12 protein-coding genes are annotated in these 20,397 nt (G+C 57.2%); 3 read left to right on the top strand and 9 right to left on the bottom strand.

Annotated elements, in window-relative coordinates:
* Positions 1–50 precede the first annotated feature (50 nt).
* The 3 genes from BM155_RS11525 to BM155_RS11515 are packed head-to-tail and all read right to left on the bottom strand — an operon-like array spanning position 51 to position 3,012.
* Complete coding sequence (locus BM155_RS11525; protein ID WP_074903212.1) at positions 51–1,106, bottom strand: phosphotransferase; 1,056 nt, start codon at positions 1,104–1,106, stop codon at positions 51–53.
* Between the two features lie 14 nt (positions 1,107–1,120).
* Positions 1,121–2,332: an acyl-CoA dehydrogenase family protein gene (locus BM155_RS11520; RefSeq protein ID WP_074903210.1), complete on the bottom strand. Its 1,212-nt coding sequence runs from the start codon at positions 2,330–2,332 to the stop codon at positions 1,121–1,123.
* Between the two features lie 8 nt (positions 2,333–2,340).
* Positions 2,341–3,012, bottom strand: a complete 672-nt coding sequence (locus tag BM155_RS11515; protein WP_074903208.1) for a histidine phosphatase family protein — start codon at positions 3,010–3,012, stop codon at positions 2,341–2,343.
* 105 nt (positions 3,013–3,117) lie between these two features.
* Here BM155_RS11515 and BM155_RS11510 point away from each other — a divergent pair, with 105 nt between their 5' ends.
* The 3 genes from BM155_RS11510 to BM155_RS11500 all read left to right on the top strand — a co-directional run bounded on the left by BM155_RS11510 (position 3,118) and on the right by BM155_RS11500 (position 11,615).
* Complete coding sequence (locus tag BM155_RS11510; protein WP_074903355.1) at positions 3,118–4,011, top strand: LysR family transcriptional regulator; 894 nt, start codon at positions 3,118–3,120, stop codon at positions 4,009–4,011.
* A gap of 211 nt (positions 4,012–4,222) precedes the next feature.
* Positions 4,223–6,253 (top strand): NADPH-dependent 2,4-dienoyl-CoA reductase, encoded by a 2,031-nt coding sequence (locus tag BM155_RS11505; RefSeq protein ID WP_067154176.1) that lies wholly within the window; start codon positions 4,223–4,225, stop codon positions 6,251–6,253.
* 592 nt (positions 6,254–6,845) lie between these two features.
* Positions 6,846–11,615 carry a CapA family protein gene (locus tag BM155_RS11500; RefSeq protein WP_074903206.1) on the top strand — a complete coding sequence of 1,590 codons (4,770 nt, stop codon included), beginning with the start codon at positions 6,846–6,848 and terminating at the stop codon, positions 11,613–11,615.
* A gap of 133 nt (positions 11,616–11,748) precedes the next feature.
* On the opposite strand, the gene BM155_RS11495 is transcribed toward BM155_RS11500, so the two are convergent.
* The 6 genes from BM155_RS11495 to BM155_RS11470 form a co-directional block, all read right to left on the bottom strand.
* Positions 11,749–12,414 carry a TIGR02466 family protein gene (locus BM155_RS11495; protein WP_254773178.1) on the bottom strand — a complete coding sequence of 222 codons (666 nt, stop codon included), beginning with the start codon at positions 12,412–12,414 and terminating at the stop codon, positions 11,749–11,751.
* A 73-nt stretch (positions 12,415–12,487) separates the two neighbouring features.
* The gene (locus tag BM155_RS11490; RefSeq protein ID WP_074903204.1) at positions 12,488–14,467 is read right to left on the bottom strand and encodes an acylphosphatase; all 1,980 of its coding nucleotides are present in this window, start codon (positions 14,465–14,467) and stop codon (positions 12,488–12,490) included.
* Complete coding sequence (locus BM155_RS11485) at positions 14,457–15,389, bottom strand: transglutaminase-like domain-containing protein (protein ID WP_074903202.1); 933 nt, start codon at positions 15,387–15,389, stop codon at positions 14,457–14,459. Before BM155_RS11485 ends, BM155_RS11490 begins: the two co-directional genes overlap by 11 nt.
* Before the next feature lie 56 nt (positions 15,390–15,445).
* The gene (locus BM155_RS11480; protein WP_082817486.1) at positions 15,446–16,699 is read right to left on the bottom strand and encodes an HlyD family type I secretion periplasmic adaptor subunit; all 1,254 of its coding nucleotides are present in this window, start codon (positions 16,697–16,699) and stop codon (positions 15,446–15,448) included.
* Entirely contained in the window at positions 16,699–18,900 is a 2,202-nt protein-coding gene (locus BM155_RS11475) for a type I secretion system permease/ATPase (RefSeq protein ID WP_074903200.1), read from the bottom strand. The genes BM155_RS11480 and BM155_RS11475 overlap by 1 nt, the downstream gene beginning before the upstream one ends.
* On the bottom strand, positions 18,897–20,306 hold the full coding sequence (locus BM155_RS11470; RefSeq protein WP_254773177.1) for a TolC family outer membrane protein: 1,410 nt from the start codon (positions 20,304–20,306) through the stop codon (positions 18,897–18,899). The genes BM155_RS11475 and BM155_RS11470 overlap by 4 nt, the downstream gene beginning before the upstream one ends.
* Positions 20,307–20,397: the final 91 nt, after the last annotated feature.

The raw sequence follows: 20,397 nt of genomic DNA, 5'->3' as shown, positions 1-20,397 counted from the left end.
ATCTCCGTTGATGTCCTGCGCCGCGGGACGGGAGCGCCCGCTGCGAAAAGTCAGCCGTCGGTCTCGATAACGTCCAACGCCATAAGAGCCACCGGTTCCACCAGCCTGCCCAGTGTTGCCGCATTTTTATTGGAGGCATTGCCATCCTGCGCGCGCTTGGCCACGCCCTGGATAATGGCGGCCAGGCGGAAGAAGCTGAACGCCAGATAGAAGGCCCAATTATCGATTCCGCCAATCCCCATGCGTTCGCAATAGCGCGCCACATATTCCCGCTCCGAAGGAATCCCCAGCGCCGCCCTGTCCAGGCCCATCAGGCCGGATATCTTGCCGCCGTCGGCGGGCATACGCATTTGCATACACTGGTAGGCGAGATCGGCGAAGGGGTGGCCCAGGGTGGAGAGTTCCCAGTCGAGCAAGGCGACCGCCCGCGCCTCGCGGTGGTGAAACATAATGTTATCCAGGCGGTAGTCGCCGTGTACCAGCGCCACACGGCCATCGTCTTCCGGAAGGTTTTTCGCCAACCATGCCATCAGGGATTCCATGGCACCGATGCGGGAAAGTTCCGATGCCCGATACTGACCGCGCCAGCGCTCAAACTGGCGCTCAAAATAATTGCCCGGGCGGCCGTAATCGGAAAGTCCCACAGATTCGATATCCACACTGTGCAGCGCCGCCAGCACCCGGTTCATCTCGTCGTAGATCGCCATGCGCTGGCGCTCGTCCACTTCCGGCAGGTCGGCGTGCCAAAAAATACGTCCTTCACAATATTCCATGACAAAAAAGAGTGACCCGATCAACGTCGGGTCCTCGCACAGATGCATCACCCGCGGCACGGGCACATCTGTATCCGCCAGTGCGCGCATGACCCGGAATTCCCGGTCCACCGCGTGGGCGGATTTCAGCAACTTGCCCGGCGGCTGGCGGCGCAACACATAAAGACCGGATGCCGCTTCAAGCTTGAAGGTGGGATTCGACTGGCCGCCGGAAAATTTGCGCACGGAAAGCGGGCCGCGAAATCCGTCGATATGCGCGGCCAGATATTTTTCCAGGCTTTCCAGCGGCAGCTGTGCCACCGCGTCGCGCTGTTGTGCAGTTTTTTGTTCCATGCGCCGCTCCCGTGTCAGTCTTGCGCGCCGTAGCGGGCCGCCAGGTTGCGCCCCAGTTGCATCATATGCACCTGATCCGGGCCATCCGCCAGACGCACAGTGCGCGCATAAGCGTAGTGCTGCGCCAGGTTGTAGTCCTGACTCAATCCGGCGGCACCATGAATTTGTATCGCGCGGTCGATCACCCTGCAGGCCATTTGCGGCGCCACGATTTTGATCATGGCGATCAAATCCCTGGCCGCCTTGTTGCCGTATCTATCCATCTGATCCGCGGCCTTCAGTGTCAGCAGACGCGCCTGTTCTATTTCGCAGGCACTTTTGGCAATGTCCTCCCGCACCGAGCCCTGCGCACTCATCCGGCGGCCGAAAACAACGCGCTGCTCCGCGCGCCTGGCCATCATTTCCAAAGCCCTTTGAGCCTGGCCAATCAGGCGCATACAGTGGTGGATACGCCCAGGTCCCAAGCGCCCCTGTGCGATTTCAAAGCCCCGCCCCTCGCCCAGAATCAAGTTGGCCGCAGGCACACGCACATTGTCAAAGATCACTTCCGCGTGTCCCTCGGGGGCATCGTCGTAACCGAACACAGTCATCGGGCGAATGATTTCGACGCCCGGTGTATCGGTGGGCACCAAAATCTGCGACTGCTGCCGGTGGCGATCGGGATTGGTTGGATCTGTTTTTCCCATTACGATCAGAATCCTGCAGCGCCGGTTCATCAGCCCGCTGATGTAAAACTTGTGACCGTTGATGACATAGTCATCGCCGTCGCGCACTATGGATGTCTCGATATTGGTTGCGTCGGAAGACGCCACCTTGGGCTCTGTCATCGCAAAAGCGGAGCGGATTTCCCCGGCCAGTAACGGCGCCAACCACTGTTTCTGCTGCTGCGGACTGCCGTACCGGGCGAGCACCTCCATGTTGCCGGTGTCCGGCGCACTGCAGTTGAATACTTCCGAAGACCAGACCACCTTGCCCATTTCCTCCGCCAGGGGCGCGTATTCGAGATTCGACAACCCCGCGCCGAATTGCGGGTCCGGCATAAAAAGATTCCACAGCCCTTGTTCGCGGGCCCGCGCTTTTAATTCCGACAGCAGCGGCGGTTCGCCCCAGGGATCGGCTCGCAACTGTTCATGAAAGGCCTCTTCAGCGGGATAGATGTGTTCGCCCATAAATTTTTTCAGGCGATTTAGCAGTTGTTGCACCTTGGGGGAATATTCAAAATCCATCGCGCGCTCTAGCTGTAGGTGATAAATTTCCGCCGCCCATCCCTTTCGAGATGCGGCACGTGGTTGAAACTGTGCAGGGCGATACCGTCGGCACCGATAAAAAAGCGGCTTACCGCCGTATTTTTTATTTGCAGATTGAGCCTGGTCACCGTCTCCGCGGGGCCGCCCAACACCCGGCACACCAGCATCGCAATAGCGCCGCCGGAACTGACCACCAGGGTTTTACTGCCTTTCGGCGCGTCTGCGATCAACTCCAGAGCGTCTTCGATACGCCGCTCAAAATCACACCAGCGCTCCAGCGGATGGATCTCCCCCGCTGCCCAGGCCAACATGGCCTTTTTCAGGAAACGGTAAAACTCAGAGCGGCCGGTACCGGGTGGCGGCACCGATTGCGGATCGCGCTCACCGTAGCACTGCAGCACACTGTGAAAATCAAATTCATTGAGCTGCGGCGCCAGCCGTACCCGGGAGCCGTCCATTTCCAGCCCCTCACAGATGCCCTGTGCCGTTTCCCGGTGCCGCAACAGGTCGCCACAGAGAATCCGGTCGAATGCCACACCCACCTCGCGCCAGTGTTCCCCCAGCCAGCGCGCCTGACGCCAGCCCAGTGGGGATAACTTGTCGTAATCATCGGCGCCGAATGAGGCCTGCCCGTGGCGCACCGTGTAAAACTCAGCCAATGCTTTCTCCCCGGTTTGATCTCCACCTTAGCCTCGGCCATTGGATCATTGAAGTTTATTATGCGAATATTCAATCATTCACAATGTTTATGATGGGTGCCGCCTGTGCAGCTGCAGCAAATGGATATGAATCTCTTCCTGGTGCTGGAAGCGATCTACAGCGAGCGCAATCTGACCCGCGCGGCACAGCGGCTGCACATTACCCAACCGGCGGTCAGCAATGCGCTGGCCCGCCTGCGGCGCACGCTGGACGACCCCCTGTTCACCCGCACCCCCTCGGGCATGCAGCCCACGCCCTTGACCGAGCGCATCATGCCCAAAGTTCAGCAAGGGCTGGCGCTGCTCGGCGGCAGCCTGAATGAACAGCGCCAGTTCGACCCAGCCGCTGCGCGCAAGACCCTGCGCCTGTCGATGAATGACATGGCCGAAACGCTGTTACTGCCGCGGCTTCTGGAGCGGCTGCAGCAGCTGGCGCCCGGAATCCGTGTGGAGTCCTACTATGTACCCCGGGACCAGTTGGCAAAGGAGCTGGCCGCCAATACGCTGGATTTCGGTCTCGATATACCCCTGCCTACAGCCACGCAGCTTAAGCAGCAGCGCCTTATCCGCGACCGCTATCTGTGCATGCTGCGCGCCGACCACCCACTGGCGAAGCAAGACAGCCTGACCCTGGAGCAATACCTGCAACTGGAGCATATCCACGTATCCAGCCGCCGCAGTGGCCCCGGCCTGGTGGATATCGCCTTGAACAAACTGGGCCGCCAGCGGGAGATCAAGCTGCGCGTGCAACACTATCGGGTAGCGCCACTGGTGGTACTGCGCAGTGACCTGGCACTGACGGTGCCCGCGAGCCTCGCCGATCAGTTTCCGGCACGGCGGTTCGAATTACCCTTTCAGATTCCCCAGATAGACTGGCATCTGTTGTGGCACAAAAGCCAGCACGATGATCCAGCCAACCGATGGCTGCGGGCTCAGCTAATGGATCTGGTACACCTCTGACACTTTCGCACCGGCCAGCGGTGAGGCGGGGGGCGCTCAAGCAATAGGGTAGAGGCAGCGAATAAGCGCGGCTCATGGATACACAACCCCGAACAGGCCAAAGAATTCGACCGGATTGGTCACTGCCGCAACATTTCCGGCTTGTTATTCTCCACCGCAGCTATATGCAACTTCTTGCATATCTTGTCCGTCACAAGAAGAGAGAATCGCCATGTCCCAAGCTTACCCCCACCTGCTGGCCCCGCTGGACCTGGGCTTTACCACACTGAAAAACCGGGTGCTGATGGGCTCGATGCACACCAACCTGGAAGAGCACGCTGGCGGATTTACACGGCTGGCGGCCTTTTATGCCGAGCGCGCCCGCGGCGGTGTGGGCCTGATTGTGACCGGCGGTATAGCGCCCAACGAGGAGGGCGGAGTCTTCGCGGGTTCCGCCAAAATGACCACGCCGGAAGAAGCCCAGCACCACCGCGAAATCACCGAAGCTGTACACGCCGAAGGCGGCAAAATCTGTATGCAGATACTGCATACCGGCCGCTATGCCTACAACCAAAACCTGGTTGCTCCCTCGCCCATCCAGGCCCCGATCAACCCCTTTACCCCACGCGAGCTGACGAGTGAGGAAATCGAAGGCCAGATCGACGACTATGTGCGCTGTGCCACCCTGGCCCGCGAAGCCGGTTACGACGGCGTTGAAATCATGGGTTCGGAAGGCTATTTCATCAATCAATTCATCGTCTCCCGCACCAACAAACGCACTGACGAATGGGGCGGCAGCTTCGAAAATCGCATCCGCCTGCCAATTGAAATTGTGCGCCGTGTGCGCGAAGCAGTAGGCGATGATTTTATTATTATCTATCGGCTGTCCATGCTCGATCTGGTCGAGGACGGCAGCACCTTTGAAGAAGTGGTCGCCCTCGGCAAAGCGATCGAAAAAGCGGGCGCGACCATCATCAACACCGGCATCGGCTGGCATGAGGCCCGCGTTCCCACCATTGCCACCGCTGTGCCCCGCGCCGCATTTACGGAAATTACCGCCAAAGTGAAGCAGCACTTAAGCGTGCCGGTGATCACCAGCAACCGAATCAATATGCCGCAAGTGGCCGAAGAGGTGCTGGCCGCAGGTCACGCGGATATGGTCTCCATGGCACGGCCCTTCCTTGCCGATCCCGAGTTCGTCAACAAAGCGGCACAAAATCGCGCCGACGAAATCAACACCTGTATCGGCTGCAACCAGGCTTGCCTGGACCACACTTTTGAACTAAAGCTGACTTCCTGTCTCGTAAACCCCCGCGCCTGTCACGAAACAGAGCTGCAATATCTCCCTACAGACAACCCCAAAACTATTGCCGTAGTCGGCGCCGGTCCCGCCGGCCTGGCGGCGGCAACAGTGGCGGCGGAGCGCGGTCACAAAGTAACCCTCTTTGAAGCCGAGGAAAAAATTGGCGGTCAGTTCAATATCGCCAAACGCATTCCCGGCAAAGCCGAATTTGAGGAAACCCTGCGCTATTTCAACCGCCGCCTCGAAACCACTGGTGTCGATGTGAGACTCAACACCCGCGCCAGCGCAAGTGACCTGCAGAAATTCGACGAAGTCATTATCGCTACCGGCATACACCCGCGCACACCGCCAATTCCCGGTATCGAACACGAAAAAGTACTGAGCTACCTGGACGTACTGAAATACGGCAAACCGGTGGGACAGAAGGTGGCGATTATCGGTGCCGGCGGTATCGGCTTCGATGTGGCCGAATACCTTACCCACGACGGCGACAGCCACGGAGAGCTGACGCCCATTGGCAAACAGGAATTCTTCGACGAATGGGGTGTGGATATCCAACTGGAACACCGCGCCGGCCTCAAGCAGCCCGCACCGGTCTCGGCTCCGCGCCAGGTGACACTGTTGCAGCGTAAAACTACCAAGGTGGGCGCAGGACTCGGCAAAACCACCGGCTGGATTCACCGCACCAGCCTCAAACATCGCCATGTGCAAATGATCGCCGGTGCCAGCTATGAAAAAATCGACGACCGCGGCTTACATATCCGCGTCGGCGATCAGGAGCAGTTGCTGGAAGTGGACAATGTCGTCATCTGCGCCGGCCAGGAACCCGCGCGGGATCTGTACGATGCATTACAGGGTAGTGGCGTCAGTGTTCATCTGATCGGCGGCGCCGATGAAGCCGCTGAGCTGGACGCCAAGCGGGCGATCAATCAGGGCTCGCGATTGGCGGCGGAACTTTAAAATACCTCAGAGCCATTCGCTCAAGACCTGTGAAGTGCCCGCCCGGACTTAGGAACCTCTGATTAATTCGCGTGAACACTATGGTGGCTTCCGGGGCGCTCAGGCAATAGGACGGACATTTCGAAAACGCACGAGTACTTCCCTGTATCCGACGGTTTCGAAATAGCCATCCTATCACCTGAGCTTCTCATCTAGCTCCAAAGAATTTTTACCGTCAGGAAGCGAATTAATCAGAGGTTCCTTAATCATTTCGCCAAAAACTTCCCCCTTTCGCTCAGCGCGATTTCACGTCAATTTCACCGCAATAATCCCCAACAGGCAGTATCCGGCACCGGGTCTATACTTTTTTTCGCCGTAGCGAAATAAACGGGCTTCACTCTATCCCAGGGAAAAATGATGCCCGCTCTGGCGAATCCATCGGTCGGCCTTTCTGCGCGCGGGCCGGGCATTACATTGCCCCGCAAAGACATCACCGCTGAATACAACGCTTTCGTTGGACCGCCAACAATATTTCAGAGGTTAAATATTCATCCAGTAGGCGCTTCTGCGAATACACAGGCGCGCCAAAATCCACAGCCAACACGTTAAAAACATGTCCCTCTCCAAACTGTTGATGCAAACCCGCCCCGCCGTTGAAAAAGCGCTGCGCGAACTCACACCGCCATATACTTTGTTTTTTTCCGTGAGTGACGGCAAACAGCGGGCCAAGGTTCAACACGCCAGCGCAAAGGATTTCGCCACCGCCTGGCAGACGGCCGCCGCGATGGCGCGGCGCGCCGCCAACGCGTCCAAGATGGATGTCTGCTGGCTTAGGGTGGACTGGATTTTCGAAGCGGAGTCCATGACCTGGGGCGATTTAAAGCGGCGTTTCGAAGCGACCAAACGCGCCTATTTCCGCTACGGCATCGCCCTGGACCCGGAATATCAATACGCCTTCCTGGAACAGGAACTAAACGGCAACGCCATGATTTATGGTGGCAATAAAATCAGCCACGCCGTCATCAACGAAAAAAATTTCCGCTCCTATGTCCGCAGACGCTACGGCAACCATTTGGAAGTCGATTTTTCCGATGAAAAAACGGTCTTCGTACTATCCACCAAAGGGATTTTTTGCGATGCGTGCGGAAGCCCGGTACCACTCTACGGACCGGGACGCAATGCCGGTCGACGCATTATTGAAACACTCGATGAAGACAGTGTCACCCGACTCATTGAAACCAGCAGCCAATACCTGGCCAGCCAGGTAAAACCCAGCGGCCGCTTTTACTACGGCTGGCACGCCTGTTACGACAAATATATCGATACCTACAATACCCTGCGGCACACCAGCAGCACCTACGCCATGCTGGAAGCTTGGGAAGTGACCGGGGATCAAAAGTTAAAAGACGCCATCGACCGGTCGATCACCTACCTGACGGAAAAACTCATCCAGCGGGTCACCCTGCCATCCGGTGCAGACGCCGCCTTCCTGGTGGAGAGCAACGGCGAAATAAAACTCGGCGGCAATGCCGTGTGCCTGCTCGCCCTTGTGAAGTTCACCGAGCTCACCAAATCGGAACAATACCTGCCGCTGATGGATGAATTGGCACTCGGCATTCAATACATGCAAGACCCGCATAGCGGTAAATTCGTGCATGTGCTGCAATTCCCGGATCTCACAGTCAAGGAGGCGTTCCGCATTGTCTACTACGACGGTGAAGCGGCTTTCGGGTTGATGCGTCTCTACGGGCTCACTCGCAACCCCCGCTGGCTGGCCATGGTGGAAAAAGCCTTTGCCTACTTTATTGCCGCCAGACACTGGAGAGCCCACGATCACTGGCTGAGCTACTGTGTCAATGAGTTGACGCTCTACCGCCCGGAAGAGAAGTACTATCAGTTCGGTATCCGCAACGTCGCCGACTATCTGGACTTTGTGGAAAACCGCATCACCACCTTCCCCACCCTGCTCGAACTGATGATGGCGGCGCAAAAGATGATTGCCCGCCTGCAGCGGGAGGAGCGCTTTGCGCACCTGCTGACGCAAATAAACCTGGACTGGTTTTACCGCGCACTGCACAAGCGGGCCCACTACCTGCTCAACGGCTACTTCTGGCCGGAATTCGCCATGTTCTTCCGCAACCCTCAGCGAATCACCGGCAGCTTTTTTATCCGCCACCACGCCTTCCGCGTGCGTATCGACGATGTGGAGCACTATCTGTCCGGATTTGTGGCTTACCGGAACTATTTGCGCAACGGCGGACAGGCGGCAGCGCCCACGCCCCTTGTGGACGAAACCCTGCACCCGGTTGCGCCGCAAAGCGACGCGCCAGTGGCAGCCTGGGGAGGCGATGTCAACCTGGCGCGGCGCCAGCACTACCGCACTGCAGAGTTGGGAGAAGAAGCGGTACTGGGAAAAATCCCCGCGCTCAACGACGCCGACCTCAGTATCGTCAACCTGGAATGCGTGGTGGCAACCAGCGGCGAACAGGGCGTCGACAAAGGGGAATCCGCCCCCTACTACTACCGCGCCAGACCGGAAATGCTGCGGCAACTGGCAGCTGCGAAAATCGACGTGGTCACCACCGCCAACAACCACAGCGGGGATTACGGCCCCGAAGCGCTGCTGGAGCAGTGCCGCTGGCTGGATGCGGTCGGTATCGGCCACACCGGCGCCGGGCCCAATCTGAACGCCGCTTTGACACCGGTAATCCGCCCCGCCGGCCCGCTCAACGTGGCTATTTTTTCCGTGGACGCAACCCAGCGGCGTTTCGCCGCCGGCGAGGACTCGCCCGGCTGTGCCTACCTGCCTCTGTCAAACCCACAATTGTGGATAGCGCAACTGGCGCCGCGGATACAGGCGGCGCGGCAGCGGGCACAGGTGGTACTGGTCGCGGTTCACTGGGGTCCCAACCTGGAAACCCACCCAGGGCTGGAGGAAATCGCTGTGGGCCAGGCAATCATCGATGCCGGCGCCGACGCTGTGCTCGGGGCCAGTGCCCACCTGCTACAGGGCATTGAGATTTATCGCGAACGCCCGATCATCCACGACGCCGGCGACCTGCTCTTCGATGCCGTGCGCCACACCCTTGCCGACAGCGGCGTCTTCCGCCTGGAGCTCAGCCACCGGGGGGTGGAAAAAGTCCACTTCGTGCCCGTAGGCGCAGGTTTCGGTTTCAGCCGTCAGTTGACTGGGGACAAAGCCTTAGCCGCAAGCCGCCGTTACGCAGAGTTGTGCGCAAAACTCGGCACCAGTATGCAACTGCTCGAAGACGGCAGTGCCACCATTACCCTGGCCCCGCCGGACAGACCCCGAGCCGAGCGGGAACCGGTGGCCCCCACCCGCTACAACCTGGACGCGCTCATCCATACCCCCCGCCCGACAAATCCCGCCTGGCAGGTGGACTCAGTGCCCGAAGATGCGAGGATTTCCCCGCGCCGTTTCGGCCCGCTCACACTGGTGGGATTGCGTTTCCATCCGCGCGAGATCAAGTCGCGGCAGCTGCTGTGGGTGGAATCCTTCTGGACCGCGGATGAAATACCGAGCAAAGACTACCGCATTGATTTCCGCGCTGTCCCCACGGAGAAAACGTCCATGCCCTACTGGGGAAAAGCCATGGACCACGATCCCTGCGACTGGCAGATGCCCACCAGCCGCTGGCAGCCTGGCGTCATTTACCGGGATTTCTACGGCCTCAGGCCACCGGCCCCCAAAACTCTGACAAAAGCCAAGCTGCAACTGCACCTGGGACTGATCGCCGCGGGGGAAACCATCGATCCCGTCCCGCTGGAAGGCATGGTCACCCATATCGATATCGAGGCGAAAAACAGCGCTGCCAAACAGAAAAAACCGCCCCACTACCGAACAGATTTTCCCCCGCTGGTACACGAGCACCACCCCGGCCAGACATGGAACGCCGAACAGCTGTTAGCGGTCACCGGCGGCCGCTGGCTGGTGGAACCGCCGCAGGGGTGGCTTGTGCGCAGCGTGGTCTCCGGCAAAGGGTTTATCCCGCAGTCCCTGGCCCCGGTCCTGTTCGTGGCCCACACCAACCTGGACCGCGCCTTCCACGAACAGAGCACCACGCCCTGGCCCAAGGGCTGGGACCTGCACAAAAAACTGCCCAGCTTCGCCGACACTATCGCCGGTGCTATCGTCGCCAGACCAGTGCCCGGACTGCCGCCCCAGCTACCGGTATTGCAAGTGGACGACCCCATCAAGGCGATTATCGAACTCGGCTTTGCCGCGCGCAGCCGCTTCCACGGCGACGTTATTGCAATTACCGGTACCGCAGGCAAATCCACCACCCTGAAAATGCTGGGGCAAATGCTCGGCAGCCGGGAAAAAGCGCTCACCAGCCTCGGCAATTACAATTCCCGTGTCGGCGCCCCCTCCATGCTCGCCAGCCTGAATGGCGACCACGAAGCCGCAGTGATCGAAGTGGCGCAGAGCGCGCTGTGGATGAAGCGCGGCCCCATTACACGGCAGATCAAACCTACCATTGCGCTGATTACCGAGATCGGCCTGTCCCAGACCACCAAGCGGGTAAAAACCGTGCAGGACACCGCAAAGTGGAAATCCCGTATTTTCGACGGCCTCACAGGCCGTGCAGTCGCTGTTGTCGGGGAACATTTGCAATGCTTTGATTACGTGATGCAACAGGCGCGTAAACACGCACAGCGCGTTGTGATTTTCGGCAGCAGCGACGCCGCGGAAATACAGATAGTGGATATACGCGGCGACGAAGAAGGCAGCTGGGTAACTCTGCGCACGCCAGATCAACAGCTCCAATTTCGCGTGGCTGCGCCCAGCACCGGCATGGTCTACAACGCCGTGGCAGCCCTCTCCGCCGTCTACGCCATGGAACGGGACCTGGAGGCGGCGGCGCAAACCCTGCAACATCTGCAGTTGGACGAAGGACACCTGCAGCGCCTCCAACTGGACCTGGGCGGCCGCCTGCTGAGTGTGATCGACGACAGCTGGAATGCCACTATCAGCTCCATGCTGAACGCTTTTTCCGTATTTGAACAGACTCCGGTAAACGACGGCGGGCGCAAAATCGCCGTACTCGGGCGCATCGTACATCTCGGCGAACAAGCCAGGGCGCTGCACCACAAGCTGGCGGAACCTCTGCTCGCCAGCGGCGCGGACTGGGTAATCACGCACGGTGATGAGATGCGCTACTTGCGCGAACAGCTTCCGGAAACAATACTCGGTCCGCATTTCTCCACAGCGGCGCCACTGGTCCGCTATCTGGCGGAATTCGCACGCAGCGCGGACCTGATATTAATCAAAGGCTCCCGGAGGGATTCCGATTTTGGCGATGTACCCCGTCTTTTGATGGAGGAAGCACAGAAGAGCAGCAGTTATACGGAGGTTCCTTAAGGAACCTACGGGCAACTTTCTGCACGGAGAAAGAGACGCTTTCCGACAGATAGAAAGCCAGGATCATGGCGTGAACAGTTTCTCTGCGCGCCCAAACTCATGACAGTGCCCCTAAAGATACATCGTCACTGTCTCAGGAAACCCCACCCAAGGCACACATGGTATTCATGCGCCGCTTTACAGAGCTGGTTTCCAGCTTCACATTGAAAGCGATACAAATCCGCAGCGATTTATCCTCCACCGGATTGACATAGTGATGCAGCCAATTCGGAAAGAGCACCATTCTGCCAGCCCGCGGCAGCAATTTGACCCGGCCACCGAAATTGCTGTCGGGCAGTTCCGTGGCAATACAGAGCATTCTGGGGTCGAGAAACTCAATATTCCCACTGCTCTTGCATTTTTCCTTCACAAGACGCGACTTGACATAGTAAACACCGGACCAGGTACAAGACTCGTGATTGTGGATTTTCCGGTAACTATCTGCCCGGGATACATTGGCCCAGGCATGGGCAAACATATCCTCCGGTTTCGGATTGTACTTGCCCTTGGTGGCTTTGAACGTAATTTCTCTGACCGCCTCTACGATAAAAGCCTTAAACTGCTGAATCTCTGTATAGGGCCACTCCAGGAAATCCTTGTTGGAATCCCAGCTGCCAATATTCGAACGCTGGACTGCCGGTGCTTTTGCCTCCTTTTCCAGAATAATTTTGCTCAGCCGTTGGTTTAAATCAGCGGAATCCCCCCAGTCCCGCACCAATATCGGCGTGCAGAAAACAGACTTGACGACATGCATCGGCATGCTCCCTACCTCAAAAACCGCTGTTTCACGCGCTCCGGATATTCAACTCAGTACTTTCGAAAAGTAATCACCCCTAGCGGAGAACAATAAATGTCCGAAGACCGACAAACGGATACTCTTTCACGGAGATCCCGGATACCGAGGCGGCAGGCGGCCCGGCCTCACATAGAGTCAGCAGGGCATCCACTGCCTTCTCTCTTCCCTCCATAAACACTTCCACCTTCCCATCTGGCGTATTGCGCGCCCAACCGTGGACAGCGTGTAATACGGCTTGCCTTTCCAGCCAGTTGCGGAAGCCGACACCCTGCACCCGCCCTTCTATGGTTGCGAATACACAACGGTTGGGCAGAGATTGATTAGCCAGCTCGGGGAAAAGCGCTCGAATCAGTTTCCCGGCCAGGTCGCGGCCCAGACCGCAGTTGGGGAAGTGATGCAGGGACAGGTTGGGATGACAAAGCACGTCATTCACTTTCCAGGTCTGCCGGTCCGGAGAGCGACGGATATCCGTGGCAATAAGATCAATACCGGCAATGAATGGATTGAAAATTGCATTGACCGCCTCTATAGCGATGCGCGCAAACCCGGGATGAATTTCATCACTGACATCCCGGTTACCGCGATCAAAACGGCACTTCTCTCCCTTCTTGCCGGAGTGACTGCCGCCGCTGATACCTGCCACCAGCGTATTGTTAACGACAACCAGGCGATACTGCATATAAGGTGCTCTATCCGAAGGATGGACAGACGCAAATACGCCCCGCTGCTGCAAAAGCTCCAATAACCAGCGACGGTTTCGGCTTGCCTTGCGGGAAATCACATTGGTTCTATCCGGCAGGCCCTTGTAAAAGGTGACGGAATTGTGTTGCGAAGAAAGAACATACAAATTGTCCGCCAGATCCTCCACCGTGAGATTACAGGCGTAGGCAGCTTGTTTGATTAACTCTACCTGGCGATCTGAATTTTTTGATAATAAAGGCTCACAGGTGGCGTAGGTGTAGGGTTCTGCCAATACCAGCGGGTACTCATCGGTTGTACCGGTGTTTTGCGGCTGTTTCTTGAAGACAAAATCGAGCAAGGCATCCGGCACATCGACCGGCCTGCCGTAACCGGGAAAAACGGCATCGGAAATACCGGGATTGGAATTCACCTCTATAACCCAAATACGCTCACGTTCTCCGGAGTCATCGAGCATTAAATCCACACCGACCTGTGGCAATCCCGGAAAAGCCCTGGCCGCCTCCTCTGCTACCCGCAACACCGAGGGATTGATATGGTCAATACACTGTACCACCTCACCACCGACGGATATATTGGCCACACTGGCCAGCCAGACCCTTTCGTTCTCAGCGGGAACATCGCTCAAAGAACGCCCTTGACGCTCCAGAAGATCGAAACGCTTGAGCATATCGATCCTTAGACTCGGGTTCAGCTTGCGGCGCTCATTCTTACGCTCCACCAACTCCGCTATGGTACTGACACCATCTCCAACCACATTGGCGGGGATTCGGATATAAGCTGCCACAGCACTGCCCCCGATCACAATGACACGGAGGTCATACCCTTTAATCGACTGCTCGACAATGACCTCGCTCGCGGACGCGCTGGCATTCTCCCAAGCAATCTGAAACTCCTCTACGGTGGATACGCCCGCGCTGACTCCGGTTCCATGTGCACCGTCCACGGGCTTTAACGCCACAGGAAAATGACACTGTTCAAAATACTGCAAAGCGTCATCATAACGGGTAAACACTTCTCCCGCCGGGACCTGTACCCCCCTGCGCGCCAGCAAAATCTTTGCCAAGTGTTTTTTACGTGCGCAATAGCTGAAGACCGTCGAGTTCTCCGGCGAGTTTTGCAGAAAAAGCACCCGCCGGTTCTCATCCGAAATCTCGTAAACCAATCCCCGGTGCATATTGACATTCAGCCCACGCTTTTCAGCCGCGGCACTGATGAGGGAAATACCCACGGACCGGCTGTGCAAATGCGGGGACTCTTCGTAATTATTTTCCCGCTCCGTGATTTCCTCCAAACCTTCCGGAAGACTAATATCCATCCTTCCCATCCCGGTGTATTTTCCAGTGCACCTTTACATCCGTATAGCGAGAATAGCCTCGAAAACTTTTCGGCCAAAGATTGGACCACACCCAGGAAAAATCCCGGTTGAGAACAATTTTTTTCGCTTTTCCGACACCGAAGCCGTAACCGAATTTTGGATCCAGGGCAAGATTCGGGTCCACTGGAATCCACTTCCCATGCAAATAGACTTCCGCCGAGTGATGGTTTGGCTGCCGGAATTCCGTTCTGGAGGTAAACAAAAAATCTGTTGTCATCCGTGCCGGAAATCCCATCGCCCTCGCTAGAGCGACAAACAGGGCCGCAAATTCGGTACAGTCACCCTTGCCGTGCTTTATCGCGTAGAGCGCCCCTTCCGTGGGCTGCACCCGGTACTCAATCATCTGCTGCGGCAATAAAAACGCCGCCCTTAACCTTTCCTCATCCGTTTCGTATGTTCGCTCTATCTGCGCCGCGAGGCGTTGGATGGCACTGGAATTCGATTCGATATATTTCCTCGGCTGCAAATAATACACAGCGGGATTCGGATCTACGGAGTCCGGCACCTTTCGATAATTGTAGGAGGATAACTCCAGGTCAAAGTGCACTCTTCTGACAGATGTGGTCCTGGCGGGAATATTCCATCGCAACTCCACGTAATCGCTGTCGCCACGCCGGTGCGCCTTGCGTTCAAAGCCTTCCGGATAATCGTAGCGGATAGCGACCAGTTTTTGCTGCATATGGTCGCTGACAGGGACGGAAAATCTGTGGACATACCCGTCGATATTCCGGTCTGAATTGTTGACTACTGTAACTTCCGCTGTCAGTGTGACCGACTGTGCTGAGGCGGCGAACCCCAGGCTGGCTCCGAGCCAGTCAAACAACAGCAAGAGCGTTGAAAACAGCTTTTTCCTGCCCGTCATATTACCGCCAACCGCTCACAAACCGTTTACAACGGAGATGTGTTAGCCGGCCCTCCCTAGCGCTCCCTCAGCGCCTCACGCGCCATATTCATTGGTTTCACCAGATAATCAAAAATGGTTTTCGAACCGGTTTTCACGTCCACGGTCGCAATCATTCCCGGGACTATGGGAAATTTTTCACCTTCCTTGTTCAACAGGGCATCGGATTCTGTGAGGATAAAGACACGGTAATAAAACTGATCTGGATTGATTTCATCCTGGATGGTGTCAGGTGAAATCGTCGTCACTTTACCGTCCAGGCCGCCATAAATGGCATAGTCGTAGGCGGTGATCTTCACTTTGGCCGGCTGCCCGGGATGAATAAAGGCAATATCCCGCGGGGATATACGCGCCTCAATCAACAGCTGATCATCCAGAGGCACGATTTCCATCAAGCGGCCGTTGGGAGGAATGACACCGCCAATAGTGGTGACTTCGATATCCTTGACAATACCCCGCACCGGGGATCGATGGGTCAGCCGCGTCAGTGAATCCGAGCGTCCCGCCAGCACAGACGACAGCGCTTCCACTTCGGCACTGACCGTTGCGAGTTCTTCCCGCGCCTTCACCATATACTCGGAGCGCACTTCGCGGATTTTCAATTCCAGTTCCGATTTCTGCCGGCTCAAGCGCAGCACTTCCACATTGCTCGCGGCGCCGGAGCTGACAAGCGATTGGGTGATGGACAATTCCCTCTGCACCAGTTGCAAAGATTCCCGCAATCCCTTGAGGGACTCCTCCAACCCTTGCTTCCGGGTGACATAAAGCTTCGTCTCCTTGGCTTTCAGGTCTTCGTGCCCCTCAAGTTCCTTTGGAAATGCCAAAGCGGTTCCGTTAACTTCCGCCGTCAATCGCGCCGCGCGGGCCAGGGCCGCGCGGTATCTCGCCGCGCTCTCTTCCACATTGGAACGCACTTTGGTCGGGTCCAGTTGTGCCAATATCTGCCCGCGCTCAACAATATCTCCTTCGCTGACCAGCAGTTCCGCGAGTATTCCCCCTTCCAAAGACTGAATCACCTGTGCGCGCGAAGTGGGAATAACCTTGCCAGCCCCGGATGACACTTCGTCGACCTGCGCGAAATAAGACCAACCCACCAGAGCCGCAATCAACAAAAACACCACCCACACAACACGGGTGGAACGCACCATTGTGGCCTCGTCCGCCTCATCACTGCTGTACTGCCCCGTTCCGTGATAATCGGATTCCAATAGCGGTATAGATTTAAAACCCGAGAATTTTCTGTCACACGGGGCTGTTTTGTTACTCGCCATCAGGACATCCCTTCTCTTTCCCGCCGCTCGCGGCTGACGGACTGGGCGAGTTGTTCCAGTACGCACGCCTTGGTGTCGTCCATGACAATACGTCCGCCCTCCACTACCAGAATCCGATTCACCAGGCTGAGCACACTGGTACGGTGTGTCGCTACAATCAGCGTACGCTTTTGACACCAGTCATCCAGGCGCTGGATAAAGCGCCGCTCCGTGGACTCATCCAGCGATGCCGTGGGTTCGTCCAATAACAGAATATGAGGCTGGCGAATCATCAGGCGCGACAACAGCAGTGACTGACGCTGTCCGCCGGAAAGCCCCTGACCGCCTTCAAGAATGACGTGGTCCAAGCCGCGCGGCAATTTCTGCACCAGCTCCAGGGCCCCGCTCATTTCCAGTGCCCACAGTATTTCCGCATCTGTCGCATGGGGCGCGCCCAGTGTCAGATTCTCCCGCAAAGTGCCGTGAAAAAGTCCGGCGTTTTGGCTGAGCAACCCCACATCCCGGCGGATATCCGCCGGGTCTATATGGGCCATGCAGACGCCATCCAGATCGGCGCGTCCGCTGACGGGCTCCAGTATGCCGGACAGAGCCTGCAACAACGTCGATTTACCGGCGCCGTTGCGCCCCAATACCGCGATGCGTTCGCCGGGTTTAATGGAAAGCTCCGAAACCATCAGCGCGGCTTCGCCGGTCTCGTCCCCGTATTGAAAAACGGCCCTTTTAAAGTGATAGGCGCCGAGAATCACCGGCTTGTGCACCCGCTTACTGCCCTCCGGATGATCCACTGGGCGCTGCATAATTTCGTCCAGTCCTTTGAGTGCGAATTTCGCCTGCTGCCAGCGGCTCAGCACCTGGGTGATATGCGCCATAGGCGACATCATACGAGAGCCGAGAATCGATGCCGCCACTAGGGAGCCCGTGGTCATATCACCGGCCATCACCATGGGAGCGCCGAACAAAATAATGACCGCAAATACTGAAGACTGCACATTGTGCGTCCAGGTCATCAGCATATTGACCAAGTATCGGAGCTTTAAATTAGAATCCGCCGTCACGGCGTTGTAGTGGTTCCACTGGCGCTGAAAACGCTGCTCCGCCTGCAGCGCTTTGATATCCTCCATGCCCTGCACGCTTTCCACCAACATGGCATTGCGCAGCGATGACTCGCGCATGGTTTCCGAAGCCAGCTTTGCCAGCTTTCTCTGTGCCAGCAGGCCCGGCACAATCAGTAATATCACCGCGCCCAGGGGCACCAGTACCAGGGGGCCGCCGATCACCCACATCACCAGCAAAAAAAGCAGAAAAAAGGGCATATCCGCCAGTGCCAGTATGGTGGTGGACGTCACCATTTCCCGCACGCGCTCCAGCTCGCGGATCTGTGAAATAAAAGTACCGGTGGACTTGGGTTTGGCGGAATTGCGCAGGCGTACCGCGTGGCCGAATACGAGATCCGATACGCGGATATCCGCGCGTTTACCCAGCAGATCGGTAATTCGTACCCGCATCATGCGCATGATGAAATCGAATACAACCGCCAACATCACACCACTGAACAGCACATAAAGTGTCGGCATGGATTCCGCCGGTATCACGCGGTCGTACACCTGCCTGGCGAAGAGTATTCCCGACAGCGCCAGTGTATTGGCCACGGTTGTCGCCAACATCACGTGCCCGTAAGGTTTCAGATCGCGCAAAATAATCTTACGGAACCAGTGTTTGTTGTCCGGCTTGATGTATTCATCGACGCGGGCGTCAGAGACATTGCGCGCAGGGCGCAAGATCAAGGTCTGGGAAATCCGGCTTGCGATCTCATCCACACCAATCCGGCTCTCAAGCCCCTGGTCACCGCTGTAGCTAATACCGAGACTGCCGTCCGCGGCGATGGTTTCGATAACGCCGACCTGCCCATCAGTGAGCTGTACCACCAGAGGCAGACGCCAGGGTGTCAAAAGAGTTTTTTTGAAATCCGCAAATCGCACCGTCAGGCCGGCTTGGCGGGCCATATGCCGGATCACAGTTTCCACTGGCTCGTCGCCGCTCCAGTTCCCCGCAATACGCACATTTTCCGCCGAATATTCCAGCCGGTAGTGCCGCGCAACAACCAGAATCGCATCCAGCCAGGGGGAATAATCCAACCGTTCCTCGGCGCCCTCCACTGGCCGGGCGGCGGCTTCCGCCGCCAAAACTTCGCTATCGCTCAAGGGAGTACCTCCACACCCTGTATCTCCCGCCCCTCCAGTTCAAAGGCTCTTCTGAGTGCACCCAGGTTATACAGGCAGTCAATTTGCAGCCGGCTTAAATCGTAGCGGGCATTATTCTTTTCTTGCCGCGCCTGGTGTAATTCCTGTTCCGCATTCAATAGATCGAGCAGAGTTCGGGTACCCAGGGAAGAGTACTGCTTCCTGTAGAGATCGCGCGTTTCGGCAATCGCGCGCTCGCGGGAATTGAGAATGGACAAACTACGGCTTAAACCGCTGGCTTCTTCCTGTGCCGCCAGCAGTGCCTGCATCACCGATACACGCGCCGCGTCTTTTGCCGCGTCTGCTGCCCGCAGTGCATGCACTCCCGATGCCTTGTTCGCAGAAATTCGTCCACCTTGATAAATTGGCATGGACAAATTTAAAAACACCGCACTTTCATTTTGGTCCAAGGCCCTGGCATCCACATATTGCTGATCCAGGTAGTTGTTGACGCTGGCATCGAGTGACAATGTAGGCCAGGCACCCGCCCTGGCCTCTTCCAGACGCGCCATCGCCTCTGCCCGCGCCGCTTCTGCTATCAGCACTTCCGGCACAGCGGAGATTTCCGGCGATACCACTTCGCACGCATGGCGGATTGCATCCGGTATTTCCATAGACATACTGAACCGGTCGCGGCTGCCCATCAGATACTGCAATGTACTTCGCCAGCGGTTTAATTCCGCTTCCACTCGCTGTTTCGATGCCCTTGCCGCCTCCATGCGCGAGCGGGCCTGGAGCACATCGGAGCGCGAACTCGCGCCTCTGTCGCTGCGCATCTGTACCAGAGCGGTAATTGCAGAAACGCCTTCAATCTGTTCCTCGGCGGATTGCAACAGTGCCTGGTAACGCTGTACTTCAATTGCGGCCTGTGCTGTATCGCGGGCAACGGTATCGATCGCCTGAAGTACCACCGCCCGGGAGCGCTGCATATCCGCCATCGCCAGATCGACTTCGCTCGAGACTTCGCCAAAGTCATAGAGCATCTGCGATGCGTAGATCTGCACCACGTGCCCGTCGCCGCCGCGGTCGTCTTCCGTGTCTCGCCCGGCGACAAAATTCACACCTATTTGCGGAAAGTAACCGGCTCTGGCAGCACGCACATTTTCGCGTTCCCGTTGCAGAGCAACGACCGATTCTGAGATAACGGGATGCCACTCCACCGCCCGATGTACCGCACTGATAAGATCCAATGTCCCAGGGGCAATGGAATCTGTGACAGAAAAATAGGGCTCTTCCGGAGAGCGAATCGCTTCAGCCTGCATCTCCGTTGGGCTGACGACATCCACAATTTGCGCCCAAGCCGGATGCAACCACAGCGTCATCACAAGCGTAAGCAGGGCCATCCATAGCCGGTTTATTCGATCCACTATTTTTACACGCCTTTGACAACAGGTTATTGCGGGATGTCTTTTGCAGGAAACCTCTGTTGAACTCGCCTACTGGAGGTAAAGACTCTTC

It is taken from the genome of Microbulbifer thermotolerans, from assembly GCF_900112305.1.
Lineage (GTDB): Bacteria > Pseudomonadota > Gammaproteobacteria > Pseudomonadales > Cellvibrionaceae > Microbulbifer > Microbulbifer thermotolerans.
Note: the sequence above shows the minus strand (reverse complement) of the source record. Positions and strands in the feature narration are given on the sequence as shown.